The organism is Azospirillum sp. (assembly GCF_035627195.1).
Taxonomy (GTDB): domain Bacteria; phylum Pseudomonadota; class Alphaproteobacteria; order Azospirillales; family Azospirillaceae; genus Azospirillum.
Genome location: NZ_DASPMG010000346.1, coordinates 1 through 16,514 on the forward strand (window position 1 = coordinate 1; position 16,514 = coordinate 16,514).

The following is a 16,514-nucleotide window of genomic DNA, read 5'->3' on the forward strand; positions in this document are numbered from 1 at the left end:
GCGGCGACGTCCAGGAGGTTGCGGGCGTTGCGCACACCGGCCAAGTCGCCGGTGGTGACGATCACCACCTGATCGGCCTGCCGCAGGGTCTGGCGCACCCACTCGTTCCACTGGTGCGGCAGGTCGAGGACGACGTGGCGGACATGCTGGCGCATGGCGTCCACGGCGGCCTCCAGCGCGCGGGCGTCGACGCGCACGTCGGCGTCGAGCAGCGCCGGGGCGGCCAGCAGGTGCAGGCGGTCGCCCAGCCGCGCGGCGAAGCGCTGGATGAACACCTCGTCGATGCGCTCGGGATCGGCCAGCAGGTTGCGGATGCCGCTGGTGGTCTCGACGTTGAAGGCCAGATCGGCCGAGCCGAAGGCGAGATCGAGATCGGCCAGCAGCGCGTCGGAGCCTTCCGGCTTCGCCAGGACATGGGCCAGATTGTGGGCGAGCGAGGAGGCGCCGGCGCCGCCGCGCGCGCCGATGACGGCGATGGCCTGCCCCTTGGGCGCCTTGGCGGGGTCGGCGTACAGCTCCAGGATCGCTTCGACGAGGCGGGCCGGCGCGCACGGCAGCACCAGATAATCGGCCACCCCCCGACGCGTCAGCGCCCGGTAGATCTCGATATCGTTGACCGCGCCCAGCAGGATCAGGTTGGTGCCGGGCTCGCACACTTCGGCCAGCGCGTCCACCCGCGCCAGCAGATCCCCCCCGCCGTCGACCTCGACCAGCAGGAGCGAGGCCGAGGGACCGGCGGCGTACAGCGCGCGCGCCTCCTCCAGCGAGCCGTCGAAGCGGCGCGGCTCCAGCCGGGCCAGCCGCCGGTCGGCAAGGGCGTCGGCGATCAGGCCGGCGGTATCGGGGGCGACGGTGAAGGCGTGGACGGTCAGGCGGAGAATAGCGGCCTCCAGCGGGTTATTTCAGCGCCCCGGTGACGCTGGAAACGGCGGCGGACCCGGTCGAATGCTGCGCCGACGTGTTCTGGCCCTGGCGATAGGCGTCGATGACCCGGGCCACCCGCGCCCCGTCGGTCGGGGATGCGGAGCGGGGCGAAACGAGATCGGCGGGGCTGGCGACCATGGCGGCCAGATCGCGCTGGAGGGCGCAACCGTGGTTGAGCGACACGGCGTTGTCGGGGTCGTATATCGTCCCCACCTCGCCCCCGCATTCGGGCGGGACGGCAACGAAGTCGGTGTAGCCCAGGGTAGCGCCCGGGGTCCCGGCGGCCGACGCCGTGGCGGCGATGGCGGTGGCCGGCACGCCGTGGCGCCGCGCCAGCCTGGTCAGCGCCTCGGTGGTGCGCCGGGCCGCCGCCGGATCGAGGCCGGTGACGGACAGGCTGAGCGGCCCGCGCGCCCGTTCCCGATAGCTCTCCAGGAAGACCGCGGCACGCTCGCGGTCGGCGGGATCGAGCCGCCCGCTCGGACCCACGCCGGGCACCGTCAACGAGGCGGGCCGGGGCATCACCAGGATGGTGTGGGCCGGGGGCGGCGGATAGCGGTCCCGCGGCACCTCGGCGCAGGCGGCGAGCGCCAGAGCCCCCCCCAGGGCGAGAAGACGCAACGGATGGCGCGGCAGCGTCACGAGTCTCACTCCATGATGTAGCCGACCGGCCGGTCGGTCGGCGGCGGCGGGGCCTTGGCCGGATCAGCGTAGCGCGAGTAGAGACGGCCGAAAAGGAAGAGGTCGATGTCGCTGGCCGGGGCGAAGCCGTCGGTGGGCAGCGCCAGCCGGTCGGGCGCGGTCGGGGAGACGATGTAGGGGGTGGCGATCACCACCAGCTCGGTTTCGTCGCGCTGGAACTGCGGGCTGCGGAACAGGGCGCCCAGCACCGGGATGTCGGCCAGGAACGGCAGGCCGTTGATCTCGTTGGTCATGCGGTTGTTGAGCAGGCCCGCCAGCACCAGACTGCCGCCGGACGGAATTTCGACCGTGGTGTTGGCGCGACGCACCGCCAGCGCCGGGATCACCAGATCGCTGAGCCGGATCGCCCCTTCGGTGGACAGCTCCGACACCTCGGTGGCGATGCGCAGCGAGATGCGCCCACCGTCCAGCACCACCGGCGTGAAGTTGAGGCCGATACCGAACTGCTTGAACTCGATGGTGACGGTGGTGCCGCGCTCGTCCTCGGAGCGGCCCACCGGCACCGGGAATTCGCCGCCGGCCAGGAACGAGGCGTTCTCGCCCGACAACGCCGTCAGGTTGGGCTCGGCCAGGGTCTTCAACAGGCCGTCCTTTTCCAGCGCCTGGACGGCGACCTCCAGGTTCTCCAGCCCGAAGGTGGCGCCCCGGTGGGCGATCTGGCCGAAGGTGTTGGTGACGCCGCCGCCGAAGGTCTGGAAGGAGAAGCGGCCGCCGTCCTGGGCCAGCAGGTTGACGCCCAGCTTCTTGGCGACGGTACGCCGCACCTCGGCCACCCGCACGCGGATCACCACCTGCTGGCTGCCCGACACCTTCAGCATGTTGATGACGTTGTTGTCGCCGGCGACGAAGCGTCGGGCGATGGCGCGGGCGTTCTCGGCCGCCACCGCCGACCCCACGGTGCCGACCAGCGCGATGTTCTGGTTGACGGCGCGGACCTCGATGTCGGCGTCGGGCATCAAGGTGCCGATCGCCTCGCGCACGGCGCGCAGATCGGCCTCGACCCGGATGTCGAGCTTGAGGACCTGGTTGCCGCCCTCGTCGAGGAAGAAGGCGTTGGTGTCGCCGACCGCCTTGGCGATGACGTAGACCTGACGCGAGGATTTCACCACCACGTCGGCGATGTCGGGGTTGGCGATCAGCACGTCGCGCACGTCCACCGGCAGGTCGAACGACCGCGCCTTGGTCATGGACAGGGTGATCGACTGCTCGGCGGCGTCGGCCGGGGCCGCGAAAGCCGGCAGGACGAAGAGCGCGAGGCCGACGAGCAGGGCGAGGCCGACGGCCCGGAGGCGGCCAAGCCGCGCCGCCGTCGCGGAGAAAAACGCGTCCAAGGCGGATCGATCCTTCTTTCGGGCTATTCCGTTCTTGGTAAGGCGGGCAAGGTTACCGAAGGCTTAACTCTCACCCGGAGTCACCGCCATGCCTCACCCCGCCGCCCTCTTGCTGGCTTTGATCCTGACAGCCTGCCAGACCACGGCGCCGTCGACGTCGCCGGCCCTGGCCCGGCTCGACGATTACGTCGCCGCCACCGCCCGCAACGCCGAGGACGCCCGCGACTACGCCACGGCCGCCCAGCAGTACGCGGCCTTGCGCGACGGCCAGCCCGGCAACGTCGAGGCGACGCTCGGCCTGTCGCGCAACCTGCGTGCCCTGGGCCGCACCGACACCGCGCTGACCGCCATCGATGAGACGCTGAAGGAGACGGGCCCGCGCGCCGACCTGCTGCTGGAGCGCGGCCGGGTGCTGCTCGCCTCGGGGCAGGCCGAGCGGGCGCTGCCGCCGTTGAAAGAGGCGGCGGGGATGGCGCCCCAGGACTGGCGTGTGGCCGAAACGCTGGGCATCGCCTACGATCGGCTGGAACGCTGGGACGAGGCCGCCGCCGCCTACCGCCGGGCGCTGGAACTGTCGCCCGGCAACCCGGTGGTGCTCAACGACCTGGGTCTGTCGCGGGCGATGGCCGGCGACCTGGAGGAAGGCTTGCGGCTGCTGCGTCAGGCGGCAGCGCAGCCGACCGACCGGCCGGGGGTGCGCGAAACCGTGCGCGAGAACATCCGTTTCCTGGAGGAGTTGCGCCGCACCGGAAAAGGCGGCTGAGGCTTAATCCGCCGCCCCCGTCTCCTCGGGCGGGTTTTCCATGTGGGCGAGGGTTTCCAGCCGGGTGCGGTCCATCACCTGGAGGTCGCCGCCCTGGCGGCGCAGGATGCCGCCGCGCATCAGGTTGCCGATGGCGCGGCCGACCACGTCGGGGGTGGTGCCGGCCCAGCTGGCGATATCCTTGTGCAACGGCGCCGGGCTCAAGACCCAGGTGCCGTCGCCGCTGACGTCGGGCACCGCCAGACGCAGCATCTCAAGGTACACGCGCTGGGTCGCCGACAGCGAGGCGAAACGCATCACCTGCCGGTCGGACTGGCGGATGATGTTGGCGAATTTCACCAGAATGCCGAAGGTCAGCTTGGGGTAGCGCTGCAACGCCTCGACGAACGCCTCGCGCGGGCAGGCGGCGAGCACCGAGTCCTCCACCGTCACCACATCGGCCGAGCGGCCCAGCCCGTCGATGGCGGCCAGTTCGCCGAACACCCCGCCGGGGCCGATCTGGGCGAAGCTGACCTCGTGCTGCTCGCGGGTGCGGAAGAACACCCGGACCGCGCCCGAGACGATGAAGTAGACGGCGTCCGACGGATCGTCGTGGCGCACCACCATGGTTTCGGCCGGCACCTTGAGCCAGCGCGACGCCGTCTCCAGCGAGGCGATCGCCTCGGCCGGCAGGTCGGCCAGCACCGGGCAGACGGCCAGCCCGCTGCCGGTTTCCGTCTCGACGAGGCCTGCCATCGTCTGCGCTGACCTGTCCAGCATGGTGCGTCCGCTCGGGTGGTGTGGCGATCGATGCCGGTCAGAGTCAGGCCACTTCATACCCGTCGTCAAGGATTTTGGCTAACTTGTAAGAAACGCGCGCCAACATCGGTGGCGGCACCCGGCGCCGCTTCTTCACCCTGCGATGGCAGCCCGCCTTCTCCCTTCCGCTTTCAGAAGGGGACCCGTGCGGCCAGGAGGGGAAAGGGCGCCGGAAAGAAACCGCCGGTGCCGGTGCGCTGTTTGGCGTCTTCCGATCGTTTTCGTAAGTTTCTGTGCCCGCCTTTAAATTCCCTCCTGTGACCTGGATCACAGCGCCCTGCGGGGGATGGGATATTCTGTGCTCAGAAGACGCGAATACGAGTTACCACTTCAGACTTGACGAACCAATACGTCGAGCGAACAATCAAGAAGCGCAATCAGCGGCATGGAAGAACGCTTTCGTGCCCGTCTTAGAAGGAGAGCAACCATGACGAAGTTTCTGGTGAAGGCCGAGAGCCTGCTGCGTGACCGCCGTGGTGCCACGGCCATCGAGTACGGCTTGATCGCCGCCGGCATCGCGATCGCCATCGTGACCGTGCTGAGCACCGTCGGCACCGACCTGAACACCATGTTCACCAACGTCTCCAACGGCCTGAAGTAAGCGGACGCGAGGGCCGGGGCCGCCCTGGGAACGGATCACGGCGGGCCACCGCCCGAAGGAGGCTCCCATGGACGGCCCGATGATCCTGACGGCCCTCTTCGCCCTGGTCCTGGCGGTCGCGATGCTGTGGGACATCGCGACCTTCGAGATCCCCGATACCCTGTCCGTCATGCTTGTTCTGCTGGCCGCCGCCGGTCTTCTTACCGGCGGCGGCCCGGACTACAGCCCCCTGGCGCTGCTGGGCAGCCACGTCACCGCGGCGCTGGCGGCGTTCGCCGGGGCGTTCGTGCTGTTCGCCATCGGCCTGTGGGGCGGCGGCGACGTGAAGTTCCTGGGCGCCGTCAGCCTGTGGTTCGGCTGGAGCGGCCTGCCCGCCTACCTGTTGACGGTGGCGATCGCCGGCGGTGCCTTCACGGCTCTCCTGCTGGTCTTCCGCGCCGTGGCGCTGCCGGCGGGACTGGCGCGGATCGCCTGGGCGGAGCGGCTGCACCGGCGCGACCAGGGCGTGCCTTACGGGGTGGCGCTGGGGTTGGGCGGGCTGGTGCAGATCGACCGCGCCGTCGCCGCCGTCGTTGGCTGACATTCATATCAGGAGACCCATCATGATGCGGATCGCGCTCATCGCCGGAGCCCTGGTGGTGGCCATCCTGTCCGGCGTGATGGTCAACCGCTATCTCGTCCAGCAGAAGGCCTCGCTGGAGGCCGAAAGCCGGCAGCAGGCGGCCATGGTGCGCTCCACCGAGGTGCTGGTGATAACGGCGCCGGTACCGCTGGGCGGCATCGTCACCCGCCGCACCCTGGCGTGGCAACCGTGGCCCGAAGCCTCGCTCAACGCCGCCTACATCACCCGCCAGGGCCGCCCCGACGCGCTGGACAAGCTGGTGGAATCGGCGGCGCGTCAGGCGCTGTTCGCCGGCGAGCCGGTGACCGACGGCAAGCTGGTGCGCCGTGATTCCAAGGGCTTCCTGGCGGCGATCCTGGAGGAAGGGGAACGGGCCGTCACCCTCAAGGTGGACGACTCCCAGGCGCTGGCCGGTCTCGTCCAGCCGGGCGACCGGGTGGACGTCATCCTCTCCCACAAGCTGACCGCCGCCACCACCGACGGTGAATCCGCCAGGGGCAGCGGCGTCAGCGAAACCATCGTCCGCGATGTCCGCGTGCTGGCCATCGACCAGAACCTGAAGACCGACGACAAGGGCGGCGCCAAGGTGGGCAAGACCGTCACCCTGGCCGTCACCCCGCCCCAGGCCGAGACGATCTTTCTCGGCCGCCAGATGGGAGTCCTGTCCTTTGCCTTGCGCTCGGCTTTCAGCGGGGTCGCCGATGACCTTCCTCCCCCGACCACCACCCGCGACGTCGATATCAGCCCGCTGTTGAAGGCCGAGCGGGAAAGGCACGCCCGCGTGCTGGTGGCGGCGCGGGATATCGCGCCGGGAGCGCTGCTGTCCGACGCCGACCTCGCGTGGCGAGCCGTGCCCGGCATCGACGCCGATCTCCATGTCATGGGCAGTGACGACGACACCCGCAGCCTGCGCGGCGCGCTGGTCGCCACGGGCATGGCATCCGGGTCGCCGATCCCGCGCGAAGCCGTGGTCCGCCCGTCCGAGGCCCGTTTCGTGCCGCTGGCGTTGCGGCCGGGCCTGCGCGCCGTCAGCGTCGCCATCAAGCCGCAGACGGCGGTGTCCGGCTTCATCACCCCGGGCGACCGGGTGGACGTGCTCTACACCGGCATCGTCGAGGAGAAGTCGCCGAGCGCCGCCCTGACCAAGCGCACCTTCACCGAGACGGTGGCCCGCAACGTGCGGGTGTTGTCGATCGAGGCGGCGCTGAACCCCGAAACCGGCCTGCCCCAGGCCGGCAGCACCGCCACCCTGGAAGCCTCGCCGAAGGAGTCCGAAATGCTGTCGGTGGCCGCCAGCATGGGTGAACTGGTGCTGGTGCTGCGCCCGGCGGGCGAAACCGAGGCGCCGACGCGGGTCGCCGACGCCAAGGCCGCCCCGCCCGCTCTCCCGGCGGCCAACTCCTTCACCCGCGACCTCGATTTCTCCGGCGCGCTGCGTTCGATCGTCAAGGGCGACGGGGCGGGGGCGGCCGGCGGGGACGGGAGCAGGGGCGGAGGCGGCCGCACCATCACCATCTATCGCGGGTCGCAGCCGGTTTCCGTTACAGTGCCGAACTGATCGACCGCAAGGGGGGGGGAGGCGCTTATCGCTTGACGCGGCGGCGGTCGGATTCCGCTACAGTGCCGAACCAGTCCTGCTCCGGGAGTCCCCTCGTGACCCGCCTGCCTACCCATCTCTGGGTTTCCGCGCACCTGCGCACCGCCAACCTCCAGGGTATCCCCGTGGTGGTGGCGCGGCGCGGCGACCGCGAGCGCGGCACCGTCATCCTCAAACTGAACCGGTTGGAGCACGGCTGCACGGTGCTGGTCCAGGTGCGCCAGGACGGCGGCGACGATCTCGTCTGGTCGCGAGCCACCGGACCCGAGCCCGTCGCCGAGGCCGAGGCCGACCGCTACATCGAACGCCAGGTCCGCTTCGATCCCGACGTCTGGGTGATCGAGGTGGAGGACCGCCAGGGCCGGTCCGTCTTCGAGGGCAAGATCATCGGATGATGGCGACCATCGGCGCCATCCTGGCTCAGGGCTTCGAGCACCACAGGGCCGACCGGCTCGACCGGGCGGAGGCGTGCTATCTCCAGGTGTTGCGCGCGGCGCCGGAGTTGCCCGAGGCGCTGCATCTTCTGGGGCTCCTGGCGCGGCGGCGCGGCGACGACGCCCGCGCCGCCGCGCTCATCGGCCGCGCCGTCGCCGCCCAGCCGGACTTTCCCGAAGCCTGGTACAACCTGGGCAACGCCCTGGCCGCGCGGGGGCGGCTGGCGGAGGCGGAAGCGGCCTACCGCGCCGCCATCGCGCTCAAGCCCGATCAGGTGCTGGCGCTCAAGAACCTGGGCAACATCCTGCAAGGGCAGGGGCGGCCGGAGGAGGCCATCGCCGCCTACCGCGCGGCGCTGGCCCTTGACCCGAGGGAAGCCGAATGCCTCAACAACCTTGCCTCGGCCCTCCAGGCTCAGGGCCGGGTCAAGGGCGCCATCGCCGCCTTCCTCCAGACGCTGGCGATGCGGCCGGGGTATGCGGAGGCCTGGAACAATTACGCCCAGAGCCTGCTGGCCGGCGGGCGGCTGGGCGACGGCATCCTGGCCTTCGAGACGGCCCTGCGGCTCGCCCCCGACTACGCCGAGTGCTGGAGCAACTATGGTAATGCCCTGTTCAGCCAAGCTCGGGGGGAGGAGGCCCAGACCGCCTTCCATCGGGCGCTCACCCTCCAGCCCGATCTGGCTCCGGCGCACAGCAATCTCATCATCAATCTCAACTACCTGTCGGACGTGTCGCGGGAGCGCGTGTTCGCCGCTCATCGGGCGTTCGACGCGCGCCACTGCCGGCCGCTCGCCGCCCTGGCCCGGCCGCACGCCCACTCCGCCGATCCGGAGCGCCGCCTCAAGGTCGGCTACTACTCCCCCGATTTCCGACGCCACTCCTGCGCCTTCTTCTTCCTGCCGCTGGTCGAGCATCGCGATCCTTCCCAGGTGGAGATCACCTGCTACGCCAGCCTCAAGAGCCCCGACGCCTATTCCGACCGCATCCGGGCGCTCGCCGACCGCTGGGTCAACGTATCGGGCTGGCCCGAGGCGCGGCTGGCCGGGCAGGTGCGCGGCGACGGCATCGACATCCTTATCGACATGGCCGGGCACTTCGCCGACCACAAGCTGCTGGCGTTCGCGCAAAAGCCGGCGCCGGTGCAGGTGACGTGGCTGGGCTATCCCAACACCACCGGCCTGACCTCCATCGGCTACCGCCTCACCGACGCCCTGGCCGACCCGGAGGGAGAAGCCGACCGCTTCCATACCGAAACCCTGGTGCGCCTGCCACGCGGCTTCCTGTGCTACACCCCGCCCGGCGACGCCCCCCGGGTGGTGGCGCCGCCGTGCCTGACCGGCGCTCCCGTCACCTTCGGGTCGTTCAACAACCTGAACAAGATGCGGCCCGAGGTGGTCGCCCTGTGGTCGGCCGTGTTACGGCGGGTGCCGGGGGCGCGGCTGGCGCTGAAGAGCATGCCGCTCGGCGATCCCGCCACCCGCGACCGCATCCTGGCCCTGTTCGCCGGCCACGGCATCGCGGCGGAGCGCATCGAAATTCTGCCGTGGACCGCGCATCCCGCCGGTCACCTGGCCCTTTACGCCGGGGTGGACGTGGCGCTCGACCCGTTCCCCTACAACGGCACGACGACGACCTGCGAGGCGTTGTGGATGGGCGTGCCGGTGGTGGCGCTGGCCGGCGACCGCCATGCCGGCCGCGTCGGCGTCAGCCTGTTGACCCGCGCCGGCCTTCCCGAACTGGTGGCGCCCACGCCCGAGGACTACGTGGCCCTGGCCGCCGCCCTGGCCTCCGACCACCGCCGGCTGTCCGCCTTGCGGCTGGAAATGCGCGAGCGTCTTGCCCGATCGCCGCTGCTCGACGCCGCCGGCTTCGCCCGTCAGATGGAGGGCGCCTGCCGGCTGCTGTGGCGGCGCTGGTGCGCCGGATCACAGGGCCGGTGAAACCGGGGATAGGGCAAATTTTTCCCGAACGCCCGGAAGTTCTTGCCGCCTTCCGGGCGAATTTTGCCTAGCTCCGGCAGATTTTTCCCCCTCGCTCCGCCCGGCGGCATCCATCCGGCAAGGATTTCCGGCATTTTCTGCCGCCCGGGTTTTCGGCACGGCAATTGCTACCCTTTTTGATCGAGCGACCAAATGGCTGCTCCCGGCGCAAAAAGAACCCCCGGCGCCGGCTCACCGGAACTCCAAAGGAGTGCGTATCATGTCTGTGAGTGATGTCGGCCTGACGGCCACCATGCGTAGCAACCTGCTGCTCCTGCAGTCGACGCAATCGAGGATGGACCGCACCCAACAGGCTCTGTCGACGGGCAACAAGATCAACAGCGCTCTGGACGGCCCGACCGCCTTCTTCGCGGCCAAGGGACTGAACCAGCGGGCCGGCGACCTGACCGCCCTGAAGGACGCCATGGGCCAGGCCATCAACACCATCAAGGCTGGCGACAAGGGTATTTCGGCGATCGAATCCCTGGTCGAACAGGCTCGCGGTCTGACCACCGCCGCCTTCGGCGCCCTGGGCAACGATGCGGCTTCGATGCAGACCCGCAAGACGCTGGCCCAGCAGTTCAACACCATCAAGGCCCAGATCGACAAGATCGCTGGCGACAGCGGTTATGCCGGCAAGAACATGCTGTCGGGCAACGGGTTGCGTCTCGACTCCACGTCGGAGAGCCGTGGCCAGGCCAACAGCATCGTCGGTGTCGACAACGCCCGCACCTCGAACGTCGTGTCGCAAGACACCTACACGGTCAAGGTGGAGGGCAGCGCCGCGATCTCGGGCAACACCGCCGACATCTCGAAGGCGGAGCAGGATCGTGGCCTGACCTCGCTGTCGGTTGGCGGTGAGCTGAACGGCACGCTGGGCAGCTTCTCGGACGTCACCATCGAAACCCGCGGCGTGGCCGGTCGTGAGCGGACCTTCACCATCAGCGATGGCACGGAGTCGCGCACGGTCAAGTACTTCGACAACAGCCAGAAGGCCGAGACGGCGGTAACGATTCCGTCGACCTCGAGCACCGGCAAGACGGCCAACGTGAGCTTCAGCGGCACCATCGAGAAGGGTGATACCTTCACGGTGGCGGTAGCCGGCCAGAGCTTCGTCTACGAGGCTCAGGAAGGCGACGACGCCGGGACGATCGCGCAGAATCTGTCGACTCAGATGGGCACGAACGTTTCTGGCGTGAGCGTCAGCGCCGATGCGACCGCCGGCACCCTCACGATCGCCGGCACGCAGGAGCGTGGTGATTTCACCGTCAGCTCGACCGCTGAGAACGCCCAGTTCAAGCAGATCAGCGAAACCTTCGCTTCGGGCGCCACGGTGTCTTTCACCGTCGACCGCAAGCTGATGGAAACGGCGGTGAACGGCGGCAACGGCATGTCGTCGATCGAGAAGAACGTCGACATCAAGATCACGGCCACCAACCTCGCCGGCACCACCGTCACCCGTGACGGCAACAGCCAGCGTGGCCTGGGCAAACTGGCCAACGGCGAGAACTCGTTCGCCTTCGACAGCGGCACCGTCCGCATGACGATCGACGAGAAGACGATCAAGGCCGCCGCCCAAGGCCAGCAGCAGGCCAGCATCACCAGCGTCCAGGTGTCGGATGCCAACACCTCGAACGACCTGACCGTCCAGTTCAACGAGAACAACTCGAACAGCATCACGGTTGTCTCGCAGAACGTGACGACGGACGGCCAGGGCCTGCGTCTTGACGCGGCGCAGAACGACTGGGTGGACCGCTCGGACATCGACAAGGCGGTGGCCGGCATCGAACACGCGAAGGGTGCTCTGCGCGCCGCCTCGCAGTCGCTGTCGACCAACCTGAACATCGTCACGACCCGGGAAACCTTCACCAAGGAATTCTCGGACGTGCTGGTGGAAGGTTCCAACAAGCTGACCCTGGCTGACCAGAACGAGGAAGGCGCCAACCAGCTGATGCTGCAAACCCGGCAGCAGCTCGGCACCATCGCCCTCAGCATGGCCAACCAGTCGCAACAGGCCATCCTGCGGCTGTTCTAAGCGGGATTGGAGTTCCGGTAACAAGGGGCGAGCGGGCGGCGGCTTCACTAGCCGCCGCCCGCGAACTCTATTAAGATCACGACTTCGGCTCAGCCTGTATCGGCCCGCTCCCCGCCCGAAGGATCGCGTTCATGCCCCTCAAAGTCGTTCTTCGCCCCGACGAAAAAATCATCATCAATGGTGCCGTAGTCGGCGCGGGAGATCGTCCGGGTGTTTTATACCTTTACAATACCGTCAATTTTCTGCGCGGCCGGGAAATCCTCAAGGAGGAGTTGATCGACTGCGTGGAAAAGAAACTCTATTTCATCATTCAATTGATTTACATCTTCCCCGAGGATACCGCGCTCAACCTCACGCGCTTTGAAAGCATTCTGGCCGAGGCCCGCGAAACCCGCGCCGACGCCGCCAAGTCCCTGGACGAGATCGCCCAGCTGGTGGGCGAAGGAAACTACTACCGGGCGCTCAAGATCTGCCGCAAGCTGTTCAAGCCGGACACCGGCAAGGCCAGGGCGCCAAGCGCCGCCGGGGCCGAGTCCTGATCCTTCGGTGACCGGCTTCGGTCGAGATCCCAGGCAAGATCGCTGATGAGCCGCAAGCATCGCCCGCCGCCGCCCAAGGCCCCCCCGACCGCCTCCAAGGTCGAAGCGCGGCTGGCCGAGGCCGTGGCGCTCCATCAGGCCGGGCGGCTGGCCGAGGCCGAGGCGCTCTACCGTCAGGCCCTGGCCCTGTCGCCCGACCACGCCGACGCGCTGCACCTCCTGGGCGTCGCCCTGTTCCAACAGGGCGAGATGGAGGAAAGCGAGGTGCGGGTGCGCCGGGCACTGGATCTCGTCCCCTCCTTCGCCGCCGCCTGGAACAGCCTGGGCAACCTGCTGGCGGCGCAAGGGCGGCAGGCGCCCGACAAGCTGTGGGAAGCGGCATCCGCCTACCGCCGGGCCACGGCGCTCCAGCCCGACTACGCCGAAGCCTACGCCAATCTGGCGGCCACGCTGCACCAGGCCGGCAAACCGGAGGCGGCGGCCCAGGCCTGCCGGCAGGCCCTCGACATCGCCCCCCGGCATTGCGGCGCCCGGTATAATCTGGCCCTCTCGCTCCTTGACCTCGGCCGCGAAGCGGAGGCGGAAGCGGCGTTGCGCCGGGTGGCGGAGCTTGACCCGGCCCACGCCGAGGCCCGCTACCGCCTGGGACTCCTGCTGCGCGGACGCGGCGATCTGGCGGGGGCCGAACCGTGCTTTCGCGCGGCGCTGGCGCGCCTGCCTTCCCAGGCCGAAGTGCTGTCGGCGCTGGCCGACACCCTCCAGCTCGCCGGCCGGCGCACGCAAGCCATCGACCTCTATACCCGCGTCATCGATCTCAAGCCCCACTGGGCCGACGCCCATAACAATCTGGGCGTCGCCCTGCACGACGAGGGCCGCCCCGCCGAGGCCGCCGAACGGTTCCGGGTGGCGCTGGACCTCCGCCCCGACTACGCCGACGCCTACGTCAATCTGGGCCGGGCGCTCATCGGCCTGGGCCGGGCCGCCGAAGCGGTGGCCTGCCTGTCGCGCGCCACCGATCTGGCCCCGGAGCTGGCCGAGGCCCATACCACGCTGGGCATCGCCTACAAGGACCAGGGACGGCTGGCGGAGGCGGAAATCTGCCATATCCGGGCCATCGCGCTGACGCCCGGCCATGCCGACGCCCACGCCAACCTGGGCGTCGTCCACGAGGAGCGCGGAGATTTCAAGACGGCGGCGGCCTGCCAGCGCCGGGCGCTCGCCCTCACCCCCCGTCACGCCCGCGCGCTGAACAATCTGGGCACCCTGCATCAGGCCCAGGGTGAGTTCGCCGCCGCCGAAGCCTTTTATACCCGCGCCGCCGCCCTGGAACCCCGTTTCGCCAAGGCCCACTGGAACCGCGCCCTGATGCTGCTGGCACGGGGCGAATTGGCCGAGGGCTGGCGCGCGTTCGACTGGCGGTTCGCCGCCGGTCAGGCCAAGCCCGACCGCCGGTTCCCCCTGCCGGAATGGCGCGGCGACGGCCCGTCGGGCCAGCGCATCCTGGTGTGGCGCGAACAGGGGGTGGGCGACGAGTTGATGTTCGCCTCGTGCTATCCCGACCTGATCCGCCACGCCGGACATGTGGTGATCGAGTGCGACCGGCGTCTGGTTTCCCTGTTCGCCCGCGCCTTTCCCCAAGCCACCGTGCGGGCCGAAACCCGCACCCCGGCCAACGTCGACCGCCACATACCGGCGGGCTCGCTGCCGCGATACTTCCGCCCTGGGCCGGAGAGCTTTCCCGCCGCCCCCGCCTTCCTTGCCGCCGACCCCGCGCGGGCGGCGCGCTGGCGCGACCGGCTGGCCGCCTTGGGGCCGGGGCTGAGGATCGGCATCGGCTGGCGCTCGGCGTTGCTGTCGGGCGGGCGCGGCCACTCCTACACCGGGCTGAAGCAGTGGGAGCCGCTGCTGCGGCAGCCGGGCATCCACTTCGTCCGCCTGCAATACGACGATTGCGAAGCGGAAATCCGCGATGTCGAGCGCCGTTTCGGAATTGTCATCCACCGTTGGCCCGACCTCGATCTGCTGAACGACTTCGAGGAGACGGCCGCGCTGATGTCTGGTCTCGATCTGGTGATCAGCGGCCCGACGTCGACCGGCGAACTGGCGGCGGCATTGGGCGTGCCGACGTGGCGCGTGGCCTGGACGGGGGACTGGACCACGCTGGGCACCCGTCGCCGTCCCTGGTTTCCGGCGATGCGGCTGTTCTACGCCCGCGCCGGCCAGACGCTCGACGACATGCTGGAGGCCATGGCCCGAAGCTTGCCCCGATAATCTGTCGCCATGGTTCCTCCCGATGGGTTAGACAGAAAGGGCAGAACTCAGCAAGACGGCTGCCCGCCCAAGGGGACTCCATGACTGTCCAACAGCCCGCACCCGCGCGCCGCCGCTCCTCCCGCCGCGTCGTCAACGTCTCACCGGAGACGTTGATCAAGACCGCGCTGGAACAGTTCAACGGCGCCTCGATCCTGGTGACGGGCGGCACCGGCTCCTTCGGCCAACGCTTCATCGAGACGGTGCTGCGCAACGCCCAGCCGCGCCGGCTGATCGTGTTCTCCCGCGACGAGTACAAGCAGTACGAGATGCAGCAGCGGCTGGGGGCGGAATGGGGCCACATCCTGCGCTTCTTCATCGGCGATGTGCGCGACCCCGACCGGCTGGAGATGGCGATGCGCGAGGTGGACTTCTGTGTCCACGCCGCCGCGCTCAAGCATGTGCCGGCCGCCGAGTACAACCCGATGGAGTGCATCCGCACCAACGTCTACGGCGCCGAGAACGTGGTGCAGGCGTCGCTCAGGGCCGGGGTGTCCAAGGTGATCGCCCTGTCCACCGACAAGGCGGCCAGCCCCATCAACCTTTACGGCGCCAGCAAGCTGGCCGCCGACAAGGTCTTCATCGCCGCCAACAACCTGTCGGGCTCGGTCGGCACCCGCTTTTCCGTGGTGCGCTACGGCAACGTGGTGGGGTCGAGGGGCTCGGTGATCCCGCTGTTCCGCAAGCTGATCGCGGAAGGGGAGGACGCGCTGCCCGTCACCGACGAGCGCATGACCCGCTTCTGGATCACGCTCCAGCACGGGGTGGAGTTCGTCATCTCCTGCTTCGCCCTGATGCAAGGGGCGGAGATCTTCGTGCCCAAGATCCCCTCCATGCGCATCGTCGATCTGGCCCAGAGCCTCGCTCCCGATCTGCCGTGGCGCGTCGTCGGCATCCGTCCGGGCGAGAAACTGCACGAGGTCATGATCACCGCCGACGATTCCCGCCAGACCCTGGAACTCCAGGACCGGTACGTGATCGAACCGGCGTTCTCCTGGTGGCTGCGCGAACCCTACGAGAAGCACGGCGCCCAGCCGGTGGCCGACGGCTTCTGCTATGCCTCCAACACCAACACCGACTGGCTCGACGCCGAACGGCTGAAAGCGTTGCTGGCGGAAACCGCCCAGCCGTGAGCGCGCTGGCCGAAGCCCTGGCGCTCTACCGGGCCAACCGCCTGGACGCGGCGGAGGAACGGCTGCGGGGCATCCTGGCCGCCACCCCGGCGGACGCGGAAGCCCTTCACCTGCTGGGGGTCGTGGCGCTCGGCCGGGGGCGCGCCGCCGAAGCCGCCGCGCTGATGGAACAGGCCGTGACGCACCAGCCGACCCTGGCGACGGCGTGGCAGAACCTGGGGGTGGCCTACACCACGCTGGGGCAGACGGCCAAGGTGGCGCGGGCCCTGGGCCGGGCGGTGGCACTGACCCCCGACAACGCCAACCTCCTGGGCAAGTTCGCCGACGCCCTGCAGGGTATCGGCCGGGCCGCCGACGCGGTGCCTTTGTACGAGCGTGCCATTGCACTGGCCCCCACCTCGCCGCTGGCCTTCAACAACCTGGGCGTCGCCCTGGCCGCGCTGAACCGGAGCGAGGCCGCCATCGCCGCCTACGCCTGCGCCATCGCGCTCAATCCCCGCGACGCCGGCGCGCTCAGCAATCTTGCCTCGGCCTACCGCGCCACCGGGCGCGGCACGGAAGCTCTGGCCGCCTTCCGCCAGGCGCTGGCGATCGCCCCCGACATGGCCGATACCCACTTCAACGTCGCCAATCTCTTCACTCAGGCCCACCGGCGCGCCGAGGCGCTGGTCCATTATCAGGCCGCCGCCCGGCTGTTGCCGAACGGCCTCCATACCCAACGCGAGTACCTCTACAACCTGCTG

The 16,514-nt window shown here is 69.4% G+C and carries 15 protein-coding genes; 11 read left to right on the top strand and 4 right to left on the bottom strand.

All coding sequences use genetic code 11. The features are described from left to right. The 3 genes from VED21_RS30695 to VED21_RS30705 form a co-directional block, all read right to left on the bottom strand. Window positions 1–674, bottom strand: a 674-nt coding sequence (locus VED21_RS30695) for an AAA family ATPase (protein WP_324889315.1), incomplete at its 3' end; no start/stop codon positions are given. 223 nt (window positions 675–897) lie between these two features. Next, complete coding sequence (locus tag VED21_RS30700) at window positions 898–1,566, bottom strand: CpaD family pilus assembly lipoprotein (protein WP_324889317.1); 669 nt, start codon at window positions 1,564–1,566, stop codon at window positions 898–900. A gap of 5 nt (window positions 1,567–1,571) precedes the next feature. Continuing rightward, on the bottom strand, window positions 1,572–2,957 hold the full coding sequence (locus VED21_RS30705; RefSeq protein WP_324889320.1) for a type II and III secretion system protein family protein: 1,386 nt from the start codon (window positions 2,955–2,957) through the stop codon (window positions 1,572–1,574). A gap of 88 nt (window positions 2,958–3,045) precedes the next feature. Between VED21_RS30705 and VED21_RS30710 the strand changes: the two genes are divergently transcribed. Further along, window positions 3,046–3,720, top strand: coding sequence for a tetratricopeptide repeat protein (locus tag VED21_RS30710; protein ID WP_324889322.1), 675 nt, complete (start codon window positions 3,046–3,048; stop codon window positions 3,718–3,720). A 3-nt stretch (window positions 3,721–3,723) separates the two neighbouring features. On the opposite strand, the gene VED21_RS30715 is transcribed toward VED21_RS30710, so the two are convergent. Next, window positions 3,724–4,479: a Crp/Fnr family transcriptional regulator gene (locus tag VED21_RS30715; RefSeq protein ID WP_324889324.1), complete on the bottom strand. Its 756-nt coding sequence runs from the start codon at window positions 4,477–4,479 to the stop codon at window positions 3,724–3,726. A 466-nt stretch (window positions 4,480–4,945) separates the two neighbouring features. Between VED21_RS30715 and VED21_RS30720 the strand changes: the two genes are divergently transcribed. The 10 genes from VED21_RS30720 to VED21_RS30765 all read left to right on the top strand — a co-directional run. Further along, a complete protein-coding gene (locus VED21_RS30720; RefSeq protein ID WP_324889326.1) occupies window positions 4,946–5,119 on the top strand; it encodes a Flp family type IVb pilin in 174 nt (57 codons plus the stop codon). Between the two features lie 67 nt (window positions 5,120–5,186). Then, window positions 5,187–5,699, top strand: a complete 513-nt coding sequence (locus VED21_RS30725) for an A24 family peptidase (RefSeq protein WP_324889328.1) — start codon at window positions 5,187–5,189, stop codon at window positions 5,697–5,699. A 22-nt stretch (window positions 5,700–5,721) separates the two neighbouring features. Continuing rightward, window positions 5,722–7,299, top strand: a complete 1,578-nt coding sequence (cpaB, locus tag VED21_RS30730; protein WP_324889330.1) for a Flp pilus assembly protein CpaB — start codon at window positions 5,722–5,724, stop codon at window positions 7,297–7,299. A 95-nt stretch (window positions 7,300–7,394) separates the two neighbouring features. Next, the gene (locus VED21_RS30735) at window positions 7,395–7,733 is read left to right on the top strand and encodes a DUF1491 family protein (protein ID WP_324889332.1); all 339 of its coding nucleotides are present in this window, start codon (window positions 7,395–7,397) and stop codon (window positions 7,731–7,733) included. Further along, window positions 7,730–9,715: a tetratricopeptide repeat protein gene (locus tag VED21_RS30740; protein WP_324889334.1), complete on the top strand. Its 1,986-nt coding sequence runs from the start codon at window positions 7,730–7,732 to the stop codon at window positions 9,713–9,715. Before VED21_RS30735 ends, VED21_RS30740 begins: the two co-directional genes overlap by 4 nt. A gap of 259 nt (window positions 9,716–9,974) precedes the next feature. Further along, window positions 9,975–11,789 (top strand): flagellin, encoded by a 1,815-nt coding sequence (locus VED21_RS30745; protein WP_324889336.1) that lies wholly within the window; start codon window positions 9,975–9,977, stop codon window positions 11,787–11,789. Window positions 11,790–11,920: 131 nt separating this feature from the next. Continuing rightward, window positions 11,921–12,328 carry a flagellar biosynthesis repressor FlbT gene (locus VED21_RS30750; RefSeq protein ID WP_324889338.1) on the top strand — a complete coding sequence of 136 codons (408 nt, stop codon included), beginning with the start codon at window positions 11,921–11,923 and terminating at the stop codon, window positions 12,326–12,328. Window positions 12,329–12,373: 45 nt separating this feature from the next. Next, entirely contained in the window at window positions 12,374–14,599 is a 2,226-nt protein-coding gene (locus VED21_RS30755) for a tetratricopeptide repeat protein (RefSeq protein WP_324889340.1), read from the top strand. A gap of 80 nt (window positions 14,600–14,679) precedes the next feature. Next, window positions 14,680–15,771 (top strand): UDP-N-acetylglucosamine 4,6-dehydratase (inverting), encoded by a 1,092-nt coding sequence (gene pseB / locus VED21_RS30760; protein ID WP_324889342.1) that lies wholly within the window; start codon window positions 14,680–14,682, stop codon window positions 15,769–15,771. After that, the coding region (locus VED21_RS30765; protein WP_324889344.1) for a tetratricopeptide repeat protein at window positions 15,768–16,514 on the top strand (747 nt) is incomplete at its 3' end. The genes pseB and VED21_RS30765, both read left to right, overlap by 4 nt.

Coding starts and splice junctions, on each gene's coding strand:
- VED21_RS30740 (WP_324889334.1), top strand. CDS start 7,730: ATGATGGCGACCATCGGCGCCATCCTGGCTCAGGGCTTCGAGCACCAC.
- VED21_RS30710 (WP_324889322.1), top strand. CDS start 3,046: ATGCCTCACCCCGCCGCCCTCTTGCTGGCTTTGATCCTGACAGCCTGC.
- pseB (WP_324889342.1), top strand. CDS start 14,680: ATGACTGTCCAACAGCCCGCACCCGCGCGCCGCCGCTCCTCCCGCCGC.
- cpaB (WP_324889330.1), top strand. CDS start 5,722: ATGATGCGGATCGCGCTCATCGCCGGAGCCCTGGTGGTGGCCATCCTG.
- VED21_RS30755 (WP_324889340.1), top strand. CDS start 12,374: ATGAGCCGCAAGCATCGCCCGCCGCCGCCCAAGGCCCCCCCGACCGCC.
- VED21_RS30745 (WP_324889336.1), top strand. CDS start 9,975: ATGTCTGTGAGTGATGTCGGCCTGACGGCCACCATGCGTAGCAACCTG.
- VED21_RS30750 (WP_324889338.1), top strand. CDS start 11,921: ATGCCCCTCAAAGTCGTTCTTCGCCCCGACGAAAAAATCATCATCAAT.
- VED21_RS30720 (WP_324889326.1), top strand. CDS start 4,946: ATGACGAAGTTTCTGGTGAAGGCCGAGAGCCTGCTGCGTGACCGCCGT.
- VED21_RS30725 (WP_324889328.1), top strand. CDS start 5,187: ATGGACGGCCCGATGATCCTGACGGCCCTCTTCGCCCTGGTCCTGGCG.
- VED21_RS30715 (WP_324889324.1), bottom strand. CDS start 4,479: ATGCTGGACAGGTCAGCGCAGACGATGGCAGGCCTCGTCGAGACGGAA.